The organism is Pseudomonas sp. KH_024_B2 (genome assembly GCF_057839965.1).
Genome location: NZ_CM174502.1, coordinates 2,129,867 through 2,150,564, shown reverse-complemented (window position 1 = coordinate 2,150,564; position 20,698 = coordinate 2,129,867). Strand labels below are relative to the sequence as shown.

Here is a 20,698-nt window from a genome sequence, read left to right as displayed (position 1 = left end):
TGTGCGCTCGCTTAGTGCGGGAACGCTGGCGGGTTTACCCCGGCCATGTCTTCCATCACGCGAACTACCTGGCAGCTGTAACCGAATTCGTTGTCGTACCAAACGTACAGAACAACGCGGTTGTCTTGGCAGATGGTCGCTTCAGCATCCACCACGCCGGCGTGGCGCGAGCCAACGAAGTCAGTGGAAACCACTTCCTGCGAGTTGACGTAGTCGATTTGCTTATGCAGATCGGAGTGCAGCGCCATGTAGCGCAGGTACTCGTTCATCTCTTCGCGGGTGGCGGCTTTCTCAAGGTTGAGATTGAGAATGGCCATCGACACGTTTGGCGTTGGAACGCGGATCGCGTTACCGGTCAACTTGCCAGCCAGCTCAGGCAGCGCCTTGGCAGCAGCGGTGGCAGCACCGGTCTCGGTGATAACCATGTTCAACGCGGCGCTACGACCACGGCGATCGCCTTTGTGGAAGTTGTCGATCAGGTTCTGGTCGTTGGTGTACGAGTGAACGGTTTCAACGTGACCGTTGACGATACCGAACTTGTCGTTGACTGCCTTGAGCACCGGCACGATGGCGTTGGTGGTGCAGGAAGCCGCGGAAACGATCTTGTCGTCAGCGGTGATTTCACCGTGGTTGATACCGTGCACGATGTTCTTCAGCTTGCCTTTGCCAGGCGCGGTCAGAACAACGCGGTCGATACCCGGGCAGGACAGGTGCTGACCCAGGCCTTCGGCGTCACGCCATACACCGGTATTGTCTACCAGCAACGCGTTCTTGATGCCGTACTGGGTGTAATCCACTTCAGTAGGGTTCTTCGCGTAGATCACCTGGATCAGGTTGCCGTTGGCGGTAATGGTGTTGTTGGCTTCATCAATAGTGATGGTGCCATCGAACGGGCCATGAACCGAGTCACGACGCAACAGGCTGGCACGTTTGACCAGATCGTTGTCGGCGCCCTTGCGGACAACGATGGCGCGCAGACGCAAGCCGTCGCCACCACCGGTTTTTTCGATCAGGATGCGCGCCAGCAGACGGCCGATACGACCGAAGCCGTACAACACAACGTCGGTGCCGGTACGTCCGGAACCATTTTGCTTGCCAACCACATCGGCCAGTTCGTCACGGACGAACTGCTCGGCGGTACGGTCATTGCCTTCAGTCTTGAACTTGACGGCCAGCTTGCCCAGATCGACCGAAGCGGCGCCGAGCTTGAGCTCGCTCATCGCTTTGAGCAGCGGGAAAGTTTCGTGGACGGACAGCTCACTGTCGTCGGACTGGCGATGGCGAGCAAAGCGGTGGGCTTTGAGAATCGCGATGACTGAACGGTTGATCAGGCTGCGGCCATAGATCGAGCTCACCACGTTGTTGTTGCGGTAGAGCTGACCGATAAGCGGAATCATCGCTTCTGCGAGTGCTTCACGGTCGATCCATTCACCAAGACACTGGTCGGGCTTCTGAGTCACGGGAACCTTCCACATATGTAGGGGCAGAAAAAAGGGGCTACATTATGCCGCCGAGTGCCTCCCGTAGCAATGCGCGCCTGTCGCGCGGCCCGTAACAAAATCCCCTTCAAAAAAATTACGCCGCGCTGAAGCCCAATAAAACCGGGGCCTCCAGCTTCGTCAGTTTTTCGGGGACAGCGCTGCATTGTCCGTAACCATCCGTAACACTGGTTCGTTTTGCCACTACATAATTGGTAATTCTCACTAAAAAACGACCCGATTTTGTGATTACAACTACATTTCGCCCAACCCGCGTAATAGACACATCTGCAACTGACAGCCGGCACCGGAGGCCGCTACAATTACCGACTTTGTCGCAACGCTTGGAGCTCAACCTTCCGTGCCCGTTCTGCGTCTACCGCTACTCCCTGCTGCCGCAGGTAAACAGCATTGGGGCAACCTGCCCGGTGCCGCCCAGAGCCTGGCCATTGCCGAGGCTGCCAGCGCTGCCAAGCGCTTCACCCTGCTACTGACCGCCGACAGCCAGAGTGCCGAACGGCTGGAACAGGAGCTGAGTTTCTTCGCGCCCGATTTGCCGGTCCTGCATTTTCCGGACTGGGAAACCCTGCCTTACGATCTGTTTTCGCCCCATCAGGACATCATTTCCCAGCGCATCGCCAGCCTTTATCGGTTGCCGGAGCTCAGTCATGGCGTTTTGGTAGTGCCGATCACTACCGCCCTACATCGCCTGGCGCCGACCAAATTTCTGCTCGGCAGCAGCCTGGTGCTGGACATCGGCCAGAAGCTCGATGTCGAGCAGATGCGTACGCGACTGGAAGCCAGTGGCTACCGCTGCGTCGACACGGTGTACGAGCACGGCGAGTTCGCGGTCCGTGGCGCACTGATCGATTTGTTCCCGATGGGCAGCAAACTGCCCTACCGCATCGACCTGTTCGATGACGAAATCGAAACCCTGCGTACCTTCGATCCGGAAAACCAACGCTCCATCGACAAGGTCGAATCGGTGCGGTTGCTGCCAGCGCGGGAATTCCCGCTGCAAAAGGATGCGGTCACGCGCTTCAAGGCGCGCTTTCGTGAGCGTTTCGATGTCGACTTCCGTCGCTGCCCGATCTTTCAGGACCTGAGCAGCGGGATCACCCCGGCCGGTATCGAGTACTACCTGCCGCTGTTCTTCGACGAAACCTCGACCCTGTTCGACTATTTGCCCCAGGACACCCAGGTGTTTTCCCTGCCAGGCATCGAACAGGCCGCCGAGAACTTCTGGAACGATGTGCGCAACCGCTACGAAGAGCGCCGCGTCGATCCCGCTCGTCCATTGCTGCCGCCGGCCGAGCTGTTCCTGCCGGTGGAAGACTGCTTTGCGCGCCTGAAAAACTGGCCGCGAGTGGTCGTCAGCCAGCAGGACACCGACACCGGGGTCGGCCGCGAGCGCTTCCCGGCCCAGCCATTGCCCAATCTGGCCATCGAAGCCAAGGCCACTCAGCCAATGGCGGCACTGGCCGGTTTCCTTGATGAGTTTCCCGGTCGCGTACTGTTTACCGCCGAGTCTGCCGGTCGCCGCGAAGTGCTGCTGGAACTGCTTGAACGCCTGAAGCTGCGGCCGAAAAACGTCGACAGCTGGCCGGACTTTGTCGCCAGCAAACATCGTTTGGCGATCACCATCGCACCGCTGGACGAAGGCCTGGTGCTGGATGATCCATCACTGGCGCTGATTGCCGAAAGCCCGCTGTTCGGCCAGCGCGTGATGCAGCGTCGGCGCCGCGAAAAACGCGCCGACGCCAACAACGATGCGGTGATCAAGAACCTCACCGAGCTGCGCGAAGGTGCGCCAGTGGTGCACATCGATCATGGCGTCGGCCGCTACCTGGGCCTCGCGACACTGGAAATCGATAACCAGGCCGCCGAATTCCTCACCCTCGCCTATGCCGAGGGCGCCAAGCTCTACGTGCCGGTGGCCAACCTGCATTTGATCGCCCGTTACACCGGCAGCGACGATGCCTTGGCCCCGTTGCACCGTCTGGGCTCGGAAACCTGGCAAAAAGCCAAACGCAAAGCCGCCGAACAAGTACGCGACGTGGCTGCCGAACTGCTGGACATCTACGCCCGCCGCGCGGCTCGCGAGGGTTACGCTTTCGCCGACCCGAAAGCCGATTACGTTACCTTCAGCGCCGGCTTCCCGTTCGAAGAAACCCTGGACCAGCAAACCACCATCGACGCGGTACGCGCCGATATGCTCGCGCCCAAACCCATGGATCGCCTGGTCTGCGGCGACGTGGGCTTCGGCAAGACCGAAGTGGCGATGCGCGCAGCATTCATCGCCGTGCATGGCGGTCGTCAGGTGGCGATTCTGGTGCCGACCACCCTGCTCGCTCAGCAGCACTACAACAGTTTCCGCGACCGTTTCGCCGACTGGCCGGTGAGCGTGGAAGTGATGAGCCGGTTCAAGTCGACCAAGGAAATCAACGCGGCAGTCGCTGATCTGGCCGAGGGCAAGATCGACATCGTCATCGGCACTCACAAACTGCTGCAAGACGATGTGAAAATCAAAAACCTGGGCCTGGTGATCATCGACGAAGAGCACCGTTTCGGTGTTCGTCAGAAAGAGCAGCTCAAGGCGTTGCGCAGTGAAATCGACATCCTCACCCTGACCGCCACGCCGATTCCGCGCACGCTGAACATGGCGGTCTCGGGCATGCGCGATTTGTCGATCATCGCTACACCGCCGGCCCGTCGTTTGTCCGTACGGACCTTCGTCATGGAGCAGAACAAGAGCACGGTCAAAGAGGCCCTGCTCCGCGAACTGTTGCGCGGCGGCCAGGTGTATTACCTGCACAACGATGTGAAGACCATCGAGAAATGCGCCGCCGACCTCGCCGAACTGGTGCCGGAAGCACGAATCGGCATCGGCCACGGGCAGATGCGCGAGCGCGAACTCGAACAAGTGATGAGCGACTTCTATCACAAGCGCTTCAACGTCCTGATCGCCTCGACCATCATCGAGACCGGCATCGACGTACCGAGCGCCAACACCATCATCATCGAGCGGGCCGACAAGTTCGGTCTTGCGCAGCTACACCAGTTGCGCGGCCGGGTCGGTCGTAGTCACCACCAGGCTTACGCCTACCTGCTGACGCCGCCGCGCCAACAGATCACGCCAGACGCGGAAAAGCGCCTGGAAGCCATCGCCAACACCCAGGACCTCGGCGCAGGCTTCGTGCTTGCCACCAACGACCTGGAAATTCGCGGTGCCGGTGAATTGCTCGGCGATGGCCAAAGCGGGCAGATTCAGGCCGTTGGCTTTACCCTCTATATGGAAATGCTCGAGCGCGCGGTAAAAGCCATCCGCAAGGGCGAGCAACCGAACCTCGATCAACCGCTGGGCGGTGGTCCGGAAATCAACCTGCGTTTGCCGGCATTGATTCCCGAAGATTATCTGCCCGACGTCCACGCCCGGCTGATTCTCTACAAGCGCATCGCCTCAGCCACCGACGAGGAAGGCCTGAAAGATCTGCAAGTGGAAATGATCGACCGCTTCGGCCTGCTACCGGAACCGACCAAGAACCTGGTGCGCCTGACCCTGCTGAAATTGCAGGCCGAACAGCTCGGCATCAAAAAGGTCGACGGCGGCCCGCAGGGCGGTCGCATCGAGTTCGAGACGCAAACCCCGGTCGATCCACTGGTGCTGATCAAACTGATCCAGGGCCAGCCCAACCGCTACAAATTCGAAGGCGCTACGATGTTCAAATTCATGGTGCCGATGGAGCGCCCGGAAGAGCGCTTCAACACATTGGAGGCACTGTTCGAGCGCCTCATTCCGAAAACTGCTTGAAGGACGCCACATGCGCCTGTTTCGCTTAACGACCCTGCTTCTGACACTGATAGCACCCACGGCATTTGCCGACCTGTATCAGGTTGAAATGATCCTCGTCCGCCAGAACGCCGTACCGGCGATCGTCGGCGGCGCTGCACCGGAAGACTGGGCCGCCGGTGCCCAGCGCATCAACGCGCAGGACGAACGCACACCAAGCCTCAATGCCGAAGTGGCCAAGCTCGCTGAAAGCAGCAACTACACCGTACTGCTGCACAAGGCCTGGCAGCAAAACCTGAGTGAGGAGCCGGGCAAAGTCGCGATCAGCGACGGCCAGGAACAGTACGGCCAGTTTCCGATCGAGGGCACGCTCAACCTGAAACTCGGGCGTTTCACTGACGTCGATGCAGAGTTCTGGGTCAACCGGATCGACAGCAACGGCCTGGTGACTGCCAGCGAACAACTGAAGCAGAGCAGCCACACAAAAAATGGCCAGCTAAACTTTCTTGATAATGGTCATCTGGGCCTGCTGATCAAGATCACCTCGCTTTCAGCGCCTGCGGCACCGCAAATCCCACTTGAAATTCCGGACTGACTGAAGTCCCTATGCCCCCGACCCTGACCAAACCTCTGGCACCTTCCTGGGTCAGTCGATTCAAAGAACAAAGCCTGGAGCGTGGCCGCCGCTACGCCCTGGAAAATCGCGTCAGGATCGTCCAGGCCGGTGACAGTACGATCACCGCCAGTTGCGAAGGCTCGGGTGGCAACGTTTATCGTCAGACCATTCGCTTGCGTGAGTCAGCCAAAGGCACCTTGCTGATGGTCGATGCCACCTGCTCTTGTCCGGTGCGCAGCAACTGCAAACACTGCGCGGCGGTGTTGCTGCAAGTGCAGGAAACCCTCGCTTACCCGGCGGCCACGAAAGATGCCGAACTGCTGGAAAAGCTTCAAGCCGTTCTGGAAAACCGTAGCCCGGCCCCTTTGCCGCAACTGCTGGTGGACCACGTGCAACCGGTTCCGCGCCTGTGGCTGGCGAGCATCGAGTTCAGCGCCTTCGAACCGCGCAACGGCAAAATGCAACGCTACATCCAGCATCGTGCCGCCCTCTCTTTCAACTACCTGGATGAATACGTCAGCGGGCAAAAGAATGCTGACATCCTGATTCGTCAGGAACAGCAAACACTGCGAATCAAGCGCCATCCCGAAATCGAACAAACCTGGCGCGAACAGCTTCGAATTCTTGGCTTCAAGATCGCGACCCGGCAAAGCAAGGCACTGCCGGAAAGCGCCGGCGAGCTGTTCGAGATGGTCAACGACAGCGCCTGGCTGACCTTCACCCTCAATGAGTTGCCAAAGCTGCGCGAGCAAGGCTGGGAACTGCAGATCGATGAAGACTTCGGTTTCGACCTGACGGCCGTCGATGACTGGTACGCCACCGTCGAAGAAGCCCCCGAGCGGGACTGGTTCGACCTTGAACTGGGGATTATCGTCAATGGCGAACGGCTGAGCCTGCTGCCGATCCTGCTCAATCTGATGCGCTCGCACACCGAACTGCTCAACCCGGAACGCCTCGCCAGACGCCGCGACGACGAGCTGATCCTGGTCAACATCCCCAACCGCCCCAACTCCGATCACGGCCCGTTGCAGGTTGCCCTGCCGTTCGGTCGCTTGAAGCCGGTGTTGGCGACCCTCGGTGAGTTCTATCTGCAAGAACCCGGCACCACCACCCTGCGCTTGAGCAGCGCCGATGCCACGCGCCTCAATCCGCTGGAAGATTTGCCGTTGCTTTGGGAAGGTGGCGAACATATCCGTACCTTCGCCCAGCGTCTGCGGGATATCAAAGACTACTCCACCACCGCGCCCGACGACCTGAACGCCACGCTGCGGCCTTATCAGCTCGAAGGTTTGAGCTGGATGCAATCGCTGCGGCAACTGGAAGTTGGCGGGATCCTCGCAGACGACATGGGGCTGGGCAAGACCCTGCAAACCCTGGCCCACGTGCTGAGCGAGAAGAATGCCGGACGCCTGGACCGGCCGTGCATGGTGGTGATGCCCACCAGCCTGATCCCCAACTGGCTGGATGAGGCGGCGCACTTCACGCCACAACTCAAGGTGCTGGCGCTGTACGGCATCGGCCGCAAAAAATATTTCGACGAGTTGACCGACTACGACCTGATCCTGACCACCTACGCGCTACTGCCCAAGGACGTCGAGCGTCTCGCCGCCCTGCCGTTGCACGTGCTGATCCTCGATGAAGCGCAATACATCAAGAACCCCAACAGCAAGGCGGCCCATGCCGCACGCGCGCTCAATGCCCGGCAACGCCTGTGCTTGAGCGGTACGCCACTGGAAAATCATCTGGGCGAACTCTGGTCGTTGTTTCACTTCCTGCTGCCCGGCTGGCTGGGGGACGTGAAAACCTTCAATCGCGATTACCGCGTGCCGATCGAAAAGCGCGCCAGCGAAGTACGACTGCAGCACCTCAATGGCCGGATCAAGCCTTTTCTGTTGCGCCGGACCAAAGAACAGGTTGCCACCGAACTGCCGCCGAAAACCGAGATCATTCACTGGGTCGAACTCAACGAGGCGCAGCGTGACGTTTATGAAACCATGCGCCTGGCCATGGACAAGAAAGTCCGCGACGAGATCACCCGAAAAGGCGTTGCCCGCAGTCAGATCATCATTCTGGAAGCGCTACTCAAGCTGCGTCAGGTCTGCTGCGACTTGCGCCTGGTCAACGATGCGCCACCGGCCCGCGGCAGCTCGTCCGGCAAACTCGACAGCCTGATGGAAATGCTCGAGGAGCTTTTTGAAGAAGGACGCAGAATTCTGCTGTTCTCCCAATTCACCTCGATGCTGGCCCTGATCGAAGCCGAACTGCAACGCCGCGGCGTCGCTTACGCGCTGTTGACCGGGCAAACCCGGGATCGACGCACGCCGGTGAAGGAATTCCAGAGCGGCAAGCTGCAAATTTTCCTGATCAGCCTGAAAGCCGGCGGCGTGGGTTTGAACCTGACCGAAGCCGACACCGTCATCCATTACGACCCGTGGTGGAACCCGGCCACCGAAAACCAGGCCACCGACCGCGCCTATCGCATCGGCCAGGAGAAGCCGGTGTTCGTCTACAAGATGATTGCTCGCGGAACCGTCGAAGAGAAAATTCAGCATCTACAGAAGGAAAAGTCCGACCTGGCGGCGGGCGTGCTGGACGGACGCAAGACCGGGGACTGGAAGTTGCAGAGCGAGGATATCGAAGCGTTGTTTGCGCCGTTGCCTAATAAACTGGAAAAGCGCTGAACCAGCGGCGCCTGACACATCGCTTTCGCGGGCAAGCCCGCTCCCACAAGATATGGCTCGACTCAAGTTCTATGAGCGACTAATCACCTGTGGGAGCGGGCTTGCCCGCGAAGGAAGCGCTGCGGTGTATCAGGTACAGCTCAGCCCGCCAACACCCGCGCCAAGGTCGATTTAACCTTGCCCATCCCGTCATGCAACGCCTGCTCGATCTCGGCCATGGTGATCACTGCGGTGGACTTGCCCGCCGCCGGGTTCACCACCAGCGCCAGACAGGCATAAGCCAGATCCAGCTCGCGGGCCAAAGCGGCTTCCGGCATGCCGGTCATGCCGACGATATCGCAACCATCGCGCTCCAGACGGGCGATCTCGGCCACGGTTTCCAGGCGCGGCCCCTGGGTGCAGGCATACACGCCATGACTGCTATAGGCGCAGCCTTCAGCCGCCAGAGCGGCAATCAGTCGCTCACGCAGTGGTTCGCTGTAGGGATAGCTGAAGTCGATATGAGTGACCTGCTCCAGATCATCGGCAAAGTAGGTGTGCTCGCGACCGCTGGTGTAGTCGATCAACTGGTGAGGTACACAGAAATGCCCGGTGCCCATCGCCGCATGAATCCCGCCCACGGCGTTGACCGCCAGAATCGCCTCGGCACCCGCCTGCTTCAGCGCCCAGAGGTTGGCCCGGTAGTTCACCTGATGCGGTGGGAAACGGTGGGGATGGCCGTGGCGCGCCAGAAACAGCACTTCACGCCCGGCGTATTCGCCGAACTGGATGTCAGCCGAAGGCGTCCCGTAGGGCGTATCCAGCGGCAACGACTGGCGAATGCTCAAGCCTTCGAGCTGAGTCAGACCCGTGCCACCGATAATCGCGTAAACCGTCATTGCAAAAGTCCTTAATCAATCAGTTGGGCGTCTTTGAGCGCGCCAAGGGCTGCCAGCCAGCGTGGGTCCTGGCGGTATTCGGTACTGGCAAAGGCTTTGCTGCGCATCTGCGCAATACGCGCCGACGGCTTGACCTTCAAGCGCTGGGCGGCGCTCAAGGCCAGCTCGGCAGCCGCACGATCGTTGCACACCAGGCCCATGTCGCAACCGGCCGACAACGCCGCCTCGATTCGACTCGCGGCATCACCGACCACGTGGGCGCCGGCCATGGACAGGTCGTCACTGAAAATGACGCCGTCAAATTGTAATTCGCCGCGCAGGATGTCCTGCAACCAGCGGCGAGAGAAGCCAGCCGGCTGCGAATCGACTTGCGGGTAGATGACGTGGGCCGGCATCACCGCCGCCAGCTGCTTGCTCAAACGGGCAAACGGCAGCAGGTCATTGGCGCGAATGTCCTCCAGGCTGCGTTCATCGGTGGGAATCGCCACATGGGAATCCGCCTCTGCCCAGCCATGACCGGGAAAGTGTTTGCCAGTGGCGGCCATCCCGGCGCTGTTCATGCCGCGAATGAAGGCACCCGCCAGTAAAGCGGCGCGCTCCGGGTTGCCTTCGAATGCACGACTGCCGACGACGGCACTGCGCTGATGGTCCAGATCCAGCACCGGCGCGAAGCTCAAGTCGAGGCCGACCGCCAGCACTTGCGTTGCCATGATCCAGCCACATTGCTCGGCCAGATACTCGGCATTGGGGTTATCGGCAATCGCCCGCATCGCCGGCAAACGCACAAAGCCCTGGCGCAGCCGCTGTACCCGACCGCCTTCCTGGTCTACCGCCAACAGCAGATCCGGACGCACGGCACGGATCGACGCGCTCAACTCACGCACCTGGCGCGGATGCTCGATATTGCGCGCAAAAATGATCAGGCCGCCCACTTCAGGTTGACGCAACAATTGGCGATCTTCAGCCGTCAGCCAGGTACCGGCGACGTCCACCATCAAGGAGCCTTGCAGGCCAGTTGTCATAGAAATTCCTTAATAACGGGATGCGCGCACGGCACATCGACGATGAGTCCGGCCCGGCACCGACGCACGACCCGATCGCCCTCGGCAAAGCCTAAGCAAAAGAGGGTCGGTGAAGGGGATCGGGAGCGGATCTGAAACTGGAGTCGGCATGGGCGGCTAGCTTAGCGGATGTCAGCAGCCGCGCCCACCCGTGTGCGGTTAAACCTTGGCGACCGCGGGGGTCGATTTACTACGCGGTCTCAGCTGTGCGCTGGCCATGCCATCATCGGTGACGCCGGTTTCGGCGCGCATCCCGGCCGCCAGGAACGGCACCATCAAGCGCATGACCTGCTCAATCGAGGTATTGACCCCGAAATCGGTCTCGGCAATCGCCCGCAGGGCTTTGATACCCGACATGCTGAACGCTGCCGCACCCAGCATGAAGTGCACGCGCCAGAACAGCTCGATAGGCGGAATGCGCGGCGCCGCATCGTTGACCAGCAGCATGTAGCGGCGGAACACCTTGCCGTACATGTCTTCCAGATAGCGACGCAAATGCCCCTGGCTCTGACTAAAGGCCAGCCCCAGCAAACGCATGAAAATAGAGAGGTCGTTGCCACTGCGTGGCTGCACCACGAGCGCTTGCTCGACGAGGATTTCCAGCAGCTCTTCCAGGCTCGGCTTGTTATCGGGCCTGGACTGACGTCGCTCGAGCTCGCGATCGAGACTGATGCAGAACGGTCCGAGGAAACGCGAGAAAACTGCCTGAATCAGCGCTTTTTTCGAACCGAAATGATAGTTCACCGCCGCCAGATTGACTCCAGCCTTGCTGGTGATCAGCCGCAATGAGGTTTCGGCAAACCCTTTTTCCGCGAACAACTGCTCGGCAGCATCAAGAATACGTTCAACGGTTTCCGACTGTGCCATGACTACTCCGCCTGACAAACACTTGTTTGAAACATACGTTTCAGACTTTACCTTGTCAAGCCTGCCTGGCCGTTTTCCGGCCGGTCAGTCACCTATTTAATCACACAAGGCTGACTGTGTAGTCAGTTCTGTGGCTCATGGCTCGATCACCTGCATTTCGACCGTCCAGCGGACTGAATAAAAAGGAGGATTGCCAAGAACCATTCACTGTATATAATCCCAGTCACTGTATAAAAAGACAGAGCGATCGAAATGCTAAAACTGACGCCACGCCAAGCTGAGATTCTGGCTTTTATCAAACGTTGCCTCGAAGACAACGGCTACCCGCCAACCCGCGCGGAAATCGCTCAGGAACTGGGTTTCAAATCACCCAACGCCGCTGAAGAACACCTCAAGGCGCTGGCCCGCAAGGGCGCAATCGAGATGACGCCAGGCGCTTCTCGCGGAATTCGCATTCCCGGCTTCGAAGCCAAGGGCGCCGATGACACCTCCCTGCCGATCATCGGCCGGGTTGCCGCCGGCGCACCCATTCTCGCTCAGCAGCACATCGAAGAATCCTGCAACATCAACCCTGCCTTCTTCCATCCTCGCGCCGACTATCTGTTACGTGTGCACGGCATGAGCATGAAAGACGTCGGTATTTTCGACGGCGACCTGCTCGCTGTACATACCACTCGCGAAGCTCGTAATGGTCAGATCGTGGTCGCACGGATCGGTGATGAAGTCACCGTGAAGCGCTTCAAGCGTGAAGGCAGCAAAGTCTGGCTGATAGCCGAAAACCCTGAGTTTGCCCCTATCGAAGTGAACCTGAAAGATCAGGATCTGGTGATCGAAGGCTTGAGTGTCGGCGTCATTCGCCGCTAAAGGAGGCTTTATGCAGTTCCCTCACACACCACAGCATGCACAACTGCCACTGTTCGAGGCATTTATGGCCCAGCCGCTCGCCCCGATTCTCAAAGAGGTGGTCGAGTCGCCCTGGAGCGCCGAGCCCGAAGCTTTCAGTGAACTGTCGTTACGCGGTGCAGCCGGGAACTGCCTGAACCTGCTGGCCCCCATTCTCAGAGAGCTGAGCCAGGACCAGGATGCTCGCTGGTTGACTCTGATTGCCCCGCCATCGAGCCTGACCCAGGCCTGGCTGCGAGACGCCGGATTGAACCGCGAGCGGATTTTGCTCCTGCAACCGCGCGGCACGCAAAGCGCTCAGCAACTGACATGCGAGGCATTGCGCCTGGGCCGTAGCCACACCGTTGTCAGCTGGCTCAACCCGCTGAGTTCCAACGCGCGGGCACAGTTGATCAGCGCTGCCCGTACAGGGGACGCGCAAAGTCTGAACATTCGTCTGGGTTGACCGACAGGACAGCAAAGATTTTGAATGACACGAGGCTTCTCGAGAATAGAGAAGCCGATCTGAAGCACACCAAAGAAACCGACAAACGGTCTCAGTGAAGAATCCGCGGCCCGTCTTCTTTCTCGAATTCGCCTTCAACCAGACGTCCAGCCATCTGCACACCGACGCTCAACATGGCCTTGGCGACTTCAACGTGCTGACCCTGCAGAAACGCTTTGGCATCTTCGGAAAAATCCAAAGTAACCAGAGAACCCTCGTCCTCAGCCCTGCGCAGCTCGATACGGCCGTCAGGCAACTCAACAATTTCTAGAAAGGACGTTGGCATAAAGGTCTGTTCTCCACGAAAGGCCGGCATTGTATCAGTCATCTGCGCGGCCTCGCTGAGGATCTGAACAGCTTTCTTTACGTTTTGATGAACCGCGATCCCTTCGCAACGCTCGGAGAGCGCATAAAAGCGCGCTCCTGAATTAATCCCTCAACACTCGTTAAGACCATCCCGAAACCGAATCGCCAGCTCTTTCAGGTTTTGACGCCAGCTCTCCAATTCTTCCCGACCCAACTCTGGCTCCACCTCCTCATCGAGGTTGACCGCAACGATCAACGGCTGCGTCACATCGCCCTTGGGTTTATGCGGCGCTCGTGGCGGCTGAAACAGCGCAGCATGCGCTGCCAGCAGCTTCGCCAGCCAGGTTTCAGGGTTTTGCGCCAATTCCACCAACTCTGCCAGCTCAGGGATTTGCAGGGTTTCGAGCACTTCGCGAGTCAGCAGCATTTCCACTCGCGGCGCATTGGCCTGAGGCAGACGGTAAAAGCCGGCAATCTCATGACACAACCCAAGCAACGCACCGTACAGGTGGAACAACACCGATTCGCGCCCTGCCTGAACCAGCGCCTGGGAGTTGATCGCTCGTCCCTCTTCGGATCTGGCCAGCGCCTCCAATGAAAGACCGGCGAAATAAATTTTCTGATTGGTACGGGTATAGAGTTCGTGGGCCATGACGGCAGCCTCCACAACGAAATAATTGCTTCACGCAGGTCAGACAGTGTCATGGATCACCCGCGCGGACCGCAAGCACAAAACAAAAGACCGCATGAAAACCCGAGGGTTGTCATGCGGCCTTTTGTGTACAGCGCCTTTTAAGCCTTGGCTGATGGACGCTTGTCTTCAACCGTCCACTTGCCGCCGTCGTAATACGCCTTCCAGCCAGTCGGTTTACCGTCAACCTCAGTCTGCACGTACTGCTCTTTGGTCTTGCGGCTGTAACGGATCACGGCAGGCAGGCCGTCCGGATCCTTCTTCGGCGCTTCGCAGAGGAAGTGATACTTAGGATCGATCTCGTCCTTGTGCGGCACGATCTCGATCACCAGCGGAGCACGGGTCTCACGGTTTTTCGGGAACTGACTCGCCGCCAGGAACAGGCCGGAAGCACCGTCACGCAGGATGTAAGTGTCGTTGACCTTATCGCACTTGAGTTCGGGCATCTTCACCGGATCCATCTTCGGCGGCGCCGCGTCACCGCTTTTCAGCAGTTTGCGGGTGTTCTTGCAGGTCGCGTTGGTGCAACCGAAGAACTTGCCGAAACGGCCGGTCTTGAGCTGCATCTCGCTGCCGCACTTGTCACATTCCAGGCTCGGACCTTCATAGCCCTTGATCCGGTAGCTGCCCTCTTCGATCTCGAAACCTGTGCAATCCGGGTTGTTACCGCAGATATGCAGTTTACGTTTCTCGTCGAGCAGGTAAGCGTCCATCGCCGTGCTGCAGATCGGGCAGCGATGCTTGCCACGCAGTACCAGGGATTCCGACTCGCCCTCGTCGTCCGCAGCGATTTCATCGCCCGGCACCAGATTGACGGTGGCCTTGCAGCGCTCTTTCGGCGGCAGGCTGTAACCCGAGCAACCCAGGAACACGCCGGTCGAGGCGGTCCGAATCTGCATCGGCCGGCTGCACAGGACGCACGGGATGTCGGTCATCACCGGTTCATTGGCACGCATGCCGTTTTCGGCGCCTTCAGCCACTTCGAGCTTCTTCTTGAAATCGCCGTAGAACTCGTCGAGCACGTTTTTCCAGTCGCGTTCGCCCTGGGCGACGTCATCGAGGTTCTCTTCCATGCCGGCGGTGAAGCCGTAGTCCATCAGGTTGGAGAAGCTCTCGGACAGGCGTTCGGTAACGATATCGCCCATCTTTTCGGAGTAGAAACGACGGTTGTGCAGCGCGACGTAGCCACGGTCCTGGATCGTCGAAATGATCGCCGCATAGGTCGAAGGACGACCGATACCGCGTTTTTCCATTTCCTTGACCAGGCTCGCTTCGGAGTAACGCGCAGGTGGCTTGGTGAAATGCTGGCTCGGGTCGAGCTTGATCAGCTTCATCACATCGCCCTGGGCCATGTCCGGCAGCACATCGTCGTCGCCCGGCCTGGTCATTTGCGGCATGACGCGGGTGTAGCCGTCGAACTTGAGGATGCGGCCTTTGGCGCGCAGCTCGAAGGTCCCGGCGGCGACGCTGACAGTGGTCGACAGGTATTGCGCCGGCAGCATCTGGCAAGCGACGAATTGGCGCCAGATCAGCTCGTAGAGACGCTCAGCGTCACGTTCCATACCCACCAGCTTGCTTGGGTCGGTATTCACGTCCGAAGGTCGAATCGCTTCGTGAGCCTCTTGCGCACCTTCCTTGCTGCTGTAGACGTTCGGCGCGGCCGGCAAATATTTGCTGCCGAATTCGCCTTCAATGTAAGTGCGCGCCATTTCCACGGCATCGGCCGAGAGATTGGTCGAGTCGGTACGCATGTAAGTGATGTAGCCCGCTTCGTACAGACGCTGAGCCATCATCATGGTTTTCTTCACGCCGAAGCCCAGGCGGTTGCTGCCGGCCTGTTGCAGGGTGGAAGTAATGAACGGCGCCGACGGCTTGCTGCTGGTCGGTTTGTCTTCACGCTTGGCGATGGTGTAACTGGAAGCCTTGAGCTTTTCCAGTGCGGCCATGGCGTGGGTTTCATTGAGCGGCTTGAAGGCTTCGCCGTTTTCACGGGCCACTTCAAAACGCACGTTGGCGCCCTTGGCGGTACCAAGGTCGGCATGGACTTCCCAGTACTCTTCCGGGTTGAACGCACGGATCTCGCGCTCACGCTCGACCACCAGCTTCACCGCTACCGATTGCACACGACCGGCGGACAAACCACGGGCGATCTTGGACCACAACAGCGGCGAGACCATATAACCGACCACGCGGTCGAGGAAACGGCGGGCCTGCTGCGCATTGACCCGATCGATGTCCAGCTCGCCCGGCCTGGAGAAGGCTTCCTGAATCGCCTTCTTGGTGATTTCGTTGAACACCACGCGCTTGTAGCGGCTGTCGTCACCACCGATGGCTTCGCGCAGGTGCCAGGCAATGGCTTCCCCCTCGCGATCCAAGTCGGTTGCGAGATAGATGGTGTCAGCATCCTTGGCGAGCCGGCGCAGCTCTTCGATGACCTTTTCCTTGCCCGGGAGGATCTCGTACTTGGCTTTCCAGCCATGATCGGGATCGACCCCCATGCGCGAGACCAGCTGCTTGCGCGCTTTCTCTTTCGGCGTGAGCACCGGACCTTCACCCGCGGCGGCCTTGCCACGCTTGGCGGCAGGCTCTTTGCTGGCGCTAGCCGAACCGCTGGTGGGCAGGTCTCGGATATGGCCGATACTCGACTTCACCACGTATTGGTTGCCCAGATACTTGTTGATGGTCTTGGCCTTAGCCGGGGATTCCACAATGACCAGCGATTTGCCCATGGATCAGAAAATTCCTGAATTCTAGAAGTGAAAGGCGGTTGGCGCCTGACGCGGCACCGCTATATATAGTGGCAACAAGGAGAGGTCAAGCGCAGGGTTCTGCGCGCCCTGCACTTATGGCTTGGAAAAAAGGCTTGGTTCGGCCTGAACCAAAGCAAAGCGTGGCACCTGTTCGCCGTCAACCTCGACCGACTCCAGGAACATGCTCAAGGGGCGCACCCAAAAGCCGTAATCGCCATACAGGGCTTGGTAGAACACCACTTCTTCTTCAGTTTCGGAATGCCGCGCGACTGCGAAAACGCGGTATTGCGGCCCCTTGTAATGCTCATAGAGCCCGGGTAGTAAATTCATGTTCTGGCCCTCCTGCACATAAAAAAAATAAATCTTCGGAAAAACAAAAACCGGGGCACAAGGCCCCGGCTTCCATCGACGAAAACGCTTAAACGCGTTCGAAGACGGTGGCAATGCCCTGGCCGAGGCCAATGCACATGGTGGACACACCGAAGGTGCCGCCATTTTGCTTCATCACATTGAGCAAGGTGCCGGAGATACGCGCACCGGAGCAACCGAATGGATGGCCCAGAGCAATCGCGCCGCCGTGCAGGTTAACCTTCTCGTTCATCTTGTCGAGCACTTTCAAATCTTTCAACACTGGCAGCGCCTGTGCAGCGAAAGCTTCGTTGAGTTCGAAGAAGTCGATATCAGCAATACCCAGACCCGCGCGCTTCAATGCTTTTTGTGTTGCCGGTACTGGACCATAGCCCATGATTGCCGGGTCCACACCTGCCACTGCCATCGAACGGATGACCGCCATTGGCTGGATGCCCAGGTCCTGAGCACGCTGCGCCGACATCACGATCATGCACGAAGCACCATCGGTGATCTGCGACGAAGTACCGGCTGTCACGGTGCCGCCCTTGGGGTTGAACGCCGGCTTCAATGCCGCCAGGCTTTCCAGGGTAGTTTCCGGACGGATGGTTTCGTCGTAGTCGAACAGTTTCAGGAAACCGTTCTCGTCGTAACCCTGAATCGGGATGATTTCGTCCTTGAACTTGCCTTCCAGGGTCGCTTTATGGGCGAGCTGGTGGGAACGCACGCCAAAGGCATCCTGCTGCTCACGGGTGATACCGTGCATCTTGCCGAGCATTTCCGCGGTCAGCCCCATCATGCCCGAGGCTTTCGCCGCGTACAGGGACATGTGCGGGTTAGGATCGACACCGTGCATCATGCTCACGTGCCCCATATGCTCGACGCCGCCCACCACGAACACGTCACCGTTGCCGGTCATGATCGCTTGCGCAGCGGTGTGCAGTGCACTCATCGACGAGCCACACAGACGGCTGACGGTCTGGCCGGCAGCGGTGTGCGGGATCTGCGTCATCAGGGACGCCATGCGGGCGATGTTCCAGCCCTGCTCCAGGGTCTGGTTCACGCAGCCCCAGATCACGTCTTCGACTTCGGCCGGATCGACCTTGACGTTGCGTTCCAGCAGTTTGCTGATCAGGTGCGCCGAAAGGTCTTCAGCGCGGGTGTTGCGGTGCATGCCGCCCTTGGAGCGGCCCATCGGAGTACGACCGAAGTCGACAATCACGACGTCTCTAGGATTCAAGCTCATATAGTTCACTCTCGCTCTAGTGTGGGCGCTTAACCGAAGAAGCTCTGGCCGTTCTTGGCCATTTCACGCAGCTTCGCGGTCGGGTGGTACAGGGCGCCCAAATCAGCGTACTGGTCAGCCAGGGCAACGAATTGCGCAACACCGATGGAATCGATGTAACGCAGCGCACCGCCACGGAATGGAGGGAAACCAATACCGTAGACCAGACCCATGTCGGCTTCGGCGGCGGTTTCGACGATGCCGTCTTCCAGGCAACGCACGGTTTCCAGGCACAGCGGGATCATCAACCAGTTGATGATGTCTTCGTCGCTCACTTCACGCTGTTCGAAGACGATCGGCTTGAGCACTTCCAGCACCGACGGATCGGCGACTTTCTTCTGCTTGCCACGCTTGTCGGTCTCGTAGGCGTAGAAGCCCTTGCCATTCTTCTGGCCCAGGCGCTTGGCTTCGTAGAGCACGTCGACAGCCGAACGACGGTCGTCCTTCATGCGGTCCGGGAAGCCTTCAGCCATCACGTCACGACCGTGGTGGCCGGTGTCGATGCCGACTACGTCCATCAGGTACGCAGGGCCCATTGGCCAGCCGAATTTTTCCATGACCTTGTCGATACGGACGAAGTCCACACCGGCACTGACCAGCTTGGCGAAACCGCCGAAGTACGGGAACAGCACGCGGTTGACCAGGAAGCCCGGGCAGTCATTGACGACGATCGGGTTCTTGCCCATTTTCTTGGCGTAGGCAACGGTGGTGGCAACTGCCACTTCGCTGGACTTCTCGCCACGGATCACTTCCACCAACGGCATCATGTGCACCGGGTTGAAGAAGTGCATGCCGACGAAGTTTTCCGGACGCTTGAGGGCTTTGGCCAGCAAGGTGATGGAAATGGTCGAGGTGTTGGACGCGAGGATAGTGTCCTCTTTGACCTTGTCTTCGACTTCGGCCAGAACGGCTTGCTTGACCTTTGGGTTCTCGACAACAGCTTCGACGACCAGGTCGACGTGACCGAAATCACCGTAGGACAGAGTCGGACGAATGCCATTGAGCACTTCGGCCATCTTGGCCGGGGTCATGCGACCTTTATCAACACGGCCCACCAGCAGTTTCGCGGCCTCAGCCAGACCCTGCTCGATACCGTGCTCGTTGATGTCCTTCATCAGGATCGGCGTACCTTTGGAAGCCGACTGATAAGCGATACCGCCACCCATGATGCCTGCGCCAAGTACGGCTGCCTGCTTCACGTCTTTGGCGATTTCGTCGTAGGCCTTGGCCTTTTTCTTCAGTTCCTGATCGTTCAGGAACAGACCGATCAAGCTCTGCGCAGCAGAGGTCTTGGCCAGTTTGACGAAACCGGCAGCTTCGATTTCCAGTGCCTTGTCGCGCCCGAAGTTCGCGGCTTTCTGGATGGTCTTGATCGCCTCGACCGGTGCCGGGTAGTTCGGGCCCGCTTGACCGGCGACGAAACCTTTGGCGGTTTCGAACGACATCATTTGTTCGATGGCGTTGAGCTTGAGCTTTTCCAGCTTCGGCTGACGCTTGGCTTTGTGATCGAACTCGCCGCCAATGGCGCGCTTGAGCAGTTCCAGCGCGGCTTCCTGCAGCTTCTCTGGAGCGACTACGGCATCGACTGCGCCCACTTTCAGCGCGTCTTCGGCACGGTTTTCCTTACCGGCGGCAATCCATTCAATGGCGTTGTCCGCACCGATGATCCGCGGCAGGCGCACAGTCCCGCCGAAGCCTGGGTAGATGCCCAGCTTGACTTCAGGCAGGCCGATTTTGGCCGTAGTGGCCATGACGCGGTAGTCCGCTGCCAGGCACATTTCCAGACCGCCGCCCAGTGCGATGCCATTGATCGCGGCTACGGTCGGAACATTCAGGTCTTCGAAATCGCTGAAAATCTTATTGGCTTCGAGGTTGCCTGCAACAAGCTCTGCATCCGGCAGCTTGAAGTTGTCGACGAATTCGGTGATGTCGGCGCCGACGATGAATACGTCCTTGCCACTGCTGACGATCACACCCTTGATCGAAGCATCTGCCTTGATGGTGTCTACGGCCTGACGCAGTTCGTTCAGGGTTAGACGGTTGAACTTGTTGACGGACTCACCCTTGAGGTCGAATTTCAATTCGACGATGCCACTTTCAAGAGCCTTAACCGTGATGGCTTTACCTTCGTAAATCATCAACTGATCTCCACGATATGGAAGCTGAACAGTACACGTCGGACGCTAGCTTCTGGCTTGGCACTGACTCTACTGTCGATGCTACGCCAATCCGCCAGGCACACCCGCCAACGCGATAGTCGGGATTCTGTAGGAGCATTCTGTAATACAAACGCTCAATTCATACGCCCGTTTGATTTGGGTACGCCACCTTCACGGAATTTCGGACAATTGTCAATCGCCCAAAATGCTGGTTGAAACGCGACTTTGCAGTCACGCAAGCGTTACCGTGATCGGCAACACGCGAATGCATGTTTAACCATTCATAGGATCAATAATTAGAAAAGTCGCCCTAACCCGCATTGCTCTTGGCTTTCTCAAGCTAAGCTGGCGAGGACCGCACAAAAAAATGAACACCTTGAGCGAATGCCAAGGGTAAGATC

Annotated in this window: 15 protein-coding genes; 5 read left to right on the top strand and 10 right to left on the bottom strand. The window is 58.9% G+C overall.

The genetic code is table 11. The annotated features are described in order from the left end of the window. Window positions 1-11: 11 nt before the first annotated feature. Window positions 12-1,475 carry a glyceraldehyde-3-phosphate dehydrogenase gene (locus tag AC3I0A_RS10030; RefSeq protein WP_489377564.1) on the bottom strand — a complete coding sequence of 488 codons (1,464 nt, stop codon included), beginning with the start codon at window positions 1,473-1,475 and terminating at the stop codon, window positions 12-14. A 364-nt stretch (window positions 1,476-1,839) separates the two neighbouring features. Between AC3I0A_RS10030 and mfd the strand changes: the two genes are divergently transcribed. The 3 genes from mfd to AC3I0A_RS10015 are packed head-to-tail and all read left to right on the top strand — an operon-like array spanning window position 1,840 to window position 8,565. After that, window positions 1,840-5,289: a transcription-repair coupling factor gene (gene mfd, locus AC3I0A_RS10025; RefSeq protein WP_489377563.1), complete on the top strand. Its 3,450-nt coding sequence runs from the start codon at window positions 1,840-1,842 to the stop codon at window positions 5,287-5,289. Window positions 5,290-5,299: 10 nt separating this feature from the next. Next, window positions 5,300-5,863, top strand: coding sequence for a CsiV family protein (locus AC3I0A_RS10020; protein ID WP_489377562.1), 564 nt, complete (start codon window positions 5,300-5,302; stop codon window positions 5,861-5,863). Window positions 5,864-5,874: 11 nt separating this feature from the next. Further along, window positions 5,875-8,565, top strand: coding sequence for an SNF2-related protein (locus AC3I0A_RS10015; protein WP_489377560.1), 2,691 nt, complete (start codon window positions 5,875-5,877; stop codon window positions 8,563-8,565). Window positions 8,566-8,705: 140 nt separating this feature from the next. On the opposite strand, the gene AC3I0A_RS10010 is transcribed toward AC3I0A_RS10015, so the two are convergent. The 3 genes from AC3I0A_RS10010 to AC3I0A_RS10000 form a co-directional block, all read right to left on the bottom strand. Next, on the bottom strand, window positions 8,706-9,443 hold the full coding sequence (locus tag AC3I0A_RS10010) for an S-methyl-5'-thioinosine phosphorylase (RefSeq protein ID WP_489377559.1): 738 nt from the start codon (window positions 9,441-9,443) through the stop codon (window positions 8,706-8,708). Window positions 9,444-9,454: 11 nt separating this feature from the next. Beyond that, a complete protein-coding gene (nagZ, locus tag AC3I0A_RS10005) occupies window positions 9,455-10,453 on the bottom strand; it encodes a beta-N-acetylhexosaminidase (protein WP_489378465.1) in 999 nt (332 codons plus the stop codon). A 210-nt stretch (window positions 10,454-10,663) separates the two neighbouring features. Then, window positions 10,664-11,371 (bottom strand): TetR/AcrR family transcriptional regulator, encoded by a 708-nt coding sequence (locus AC3I0A_RS10000; RefSeq protein ID WP_489377558.1) that lies wholly within the window; start codon window positions 11,369-11,371, stop codon window positions 10,664-10,666. Window positions 11,372-11,623: 252 nt separating this feature from the next. Here AC3I0A_RS10000 and lexA point away from each other — a divergent pair, with 252 nt between their 5' ends. Beyond that, window positions 11,624-12,235: a transcriptional repressor LexA gene (gene lexA, locus AC3I0A_RS09995; RefSeq protein ID WP_489377557.1), complete on the top strand. Its 612-nt coding sequence runs from the start codon at window positions 11,624-11,626 to the stop codon at window positions 12,233-12,235. A 10-nt stretch (window positions 12,236-12,245) separates the two neighbouring features. Next, on the top strand, window positions 12,246-12,719 hold the full coding sequence (sulA, locus tag AC3I0A_RS09990) for an SOS-induced cell division inhibitor SulA (protein WP_489377556.1): 474 nt from the start codon (window positions 12,246-12,248) through the stop codon (window positions 12,717-12,719). Between the two features lie 91 nt (window positions 12,720-12,810). On the opposite strand, the gene AC3I0A_RS09985 is transcribed toward sulA, so the two are convergent. The 6 genes from AC3I0A_RS09985 to fadB form a co-directional block, all read right to left on the bottom strand. Then, window positions 12,811-13,044 carry a hypothetical protein gene (locus tag AC3I0A_RS09985; protein WP_489378464.1) on the bottom strand — a complete coding sequence of 78 codons (234 nt, stop codon included), beginning with the start codon at window positions 13,042-13,044 and terminating at the stop codon, window positions 12,811-12,813. A gap of 150 nt (window positions 13,045-13,194) precedes the next feature. Further along, on the bottom strand, window positions 13,195-13,716 hold the full coding sequence (locus AC3I0A_RS09980) for a DUF6586 family protein (RefSeq protein WP_489377554.1): 522 nt from the start codon (window positions 13,714-13,716) through the stop codon (window positions 13,195-13,197). Window positions 13,717-13,856: 140 nt separating this feature from the next. Beyond that, on the bottom strand, window positions 13,857-16,484 hold the full coding sequence (gene topA, locus AC3I0A_RS09975) for a type I DNA topoisomerase (RefSeq protein ID WP_489377553.1): 2,628 nt from the start codon (window positions 16,482-16,484) through the stop codon (window positions 13,857-13,859). A 114-nt stretch (window positions 16,485-16,598) separates the two neighbouring features. Further along, window positions 16,599-16,835, bottom strand: a complete 237-nt coding sequence (locus AC3I0A_RS09970) for a DUF1653 domain-containing protein (RefSeq protein ID WP_489377552.1) — start codon at window positions 16,833-16,835, stop codon at window positions 16,599-16,601. An 88-nt stretch (window positions 16,836-16,923) separates the two neighbouring features. Continuing rightward, window positions 16,924-18,099 (bottom strand): acetyl-CoA C-acyltransferase FadA, encoded by a 1,176-nt coding sequence (fadA, locus tag AC3I0A_RS09965; RefSeq protein ID WP_489377551.1) that lies wholly within the window; start codon window positions 18,097-18,099, stop codon window positions 16,924-16,926. 29 nt (window positions 18,100-18,128) lie between these two features. Next, window positions 18,129-20,276: a fatty acid oxidation complex subunit alpha FadB gene (gene fadB / locus AC3I0A_RS09960; RefSeq protein WP_489377550.1), complete on the bottom strand. Its 2,148-nt coding sequence runs from the start codon at window positions 20,274-20,276 to the stop codon at window positions 18,129-18,131. Window positions 20,277-20,698: the final 422 nt, after the last annotated feature.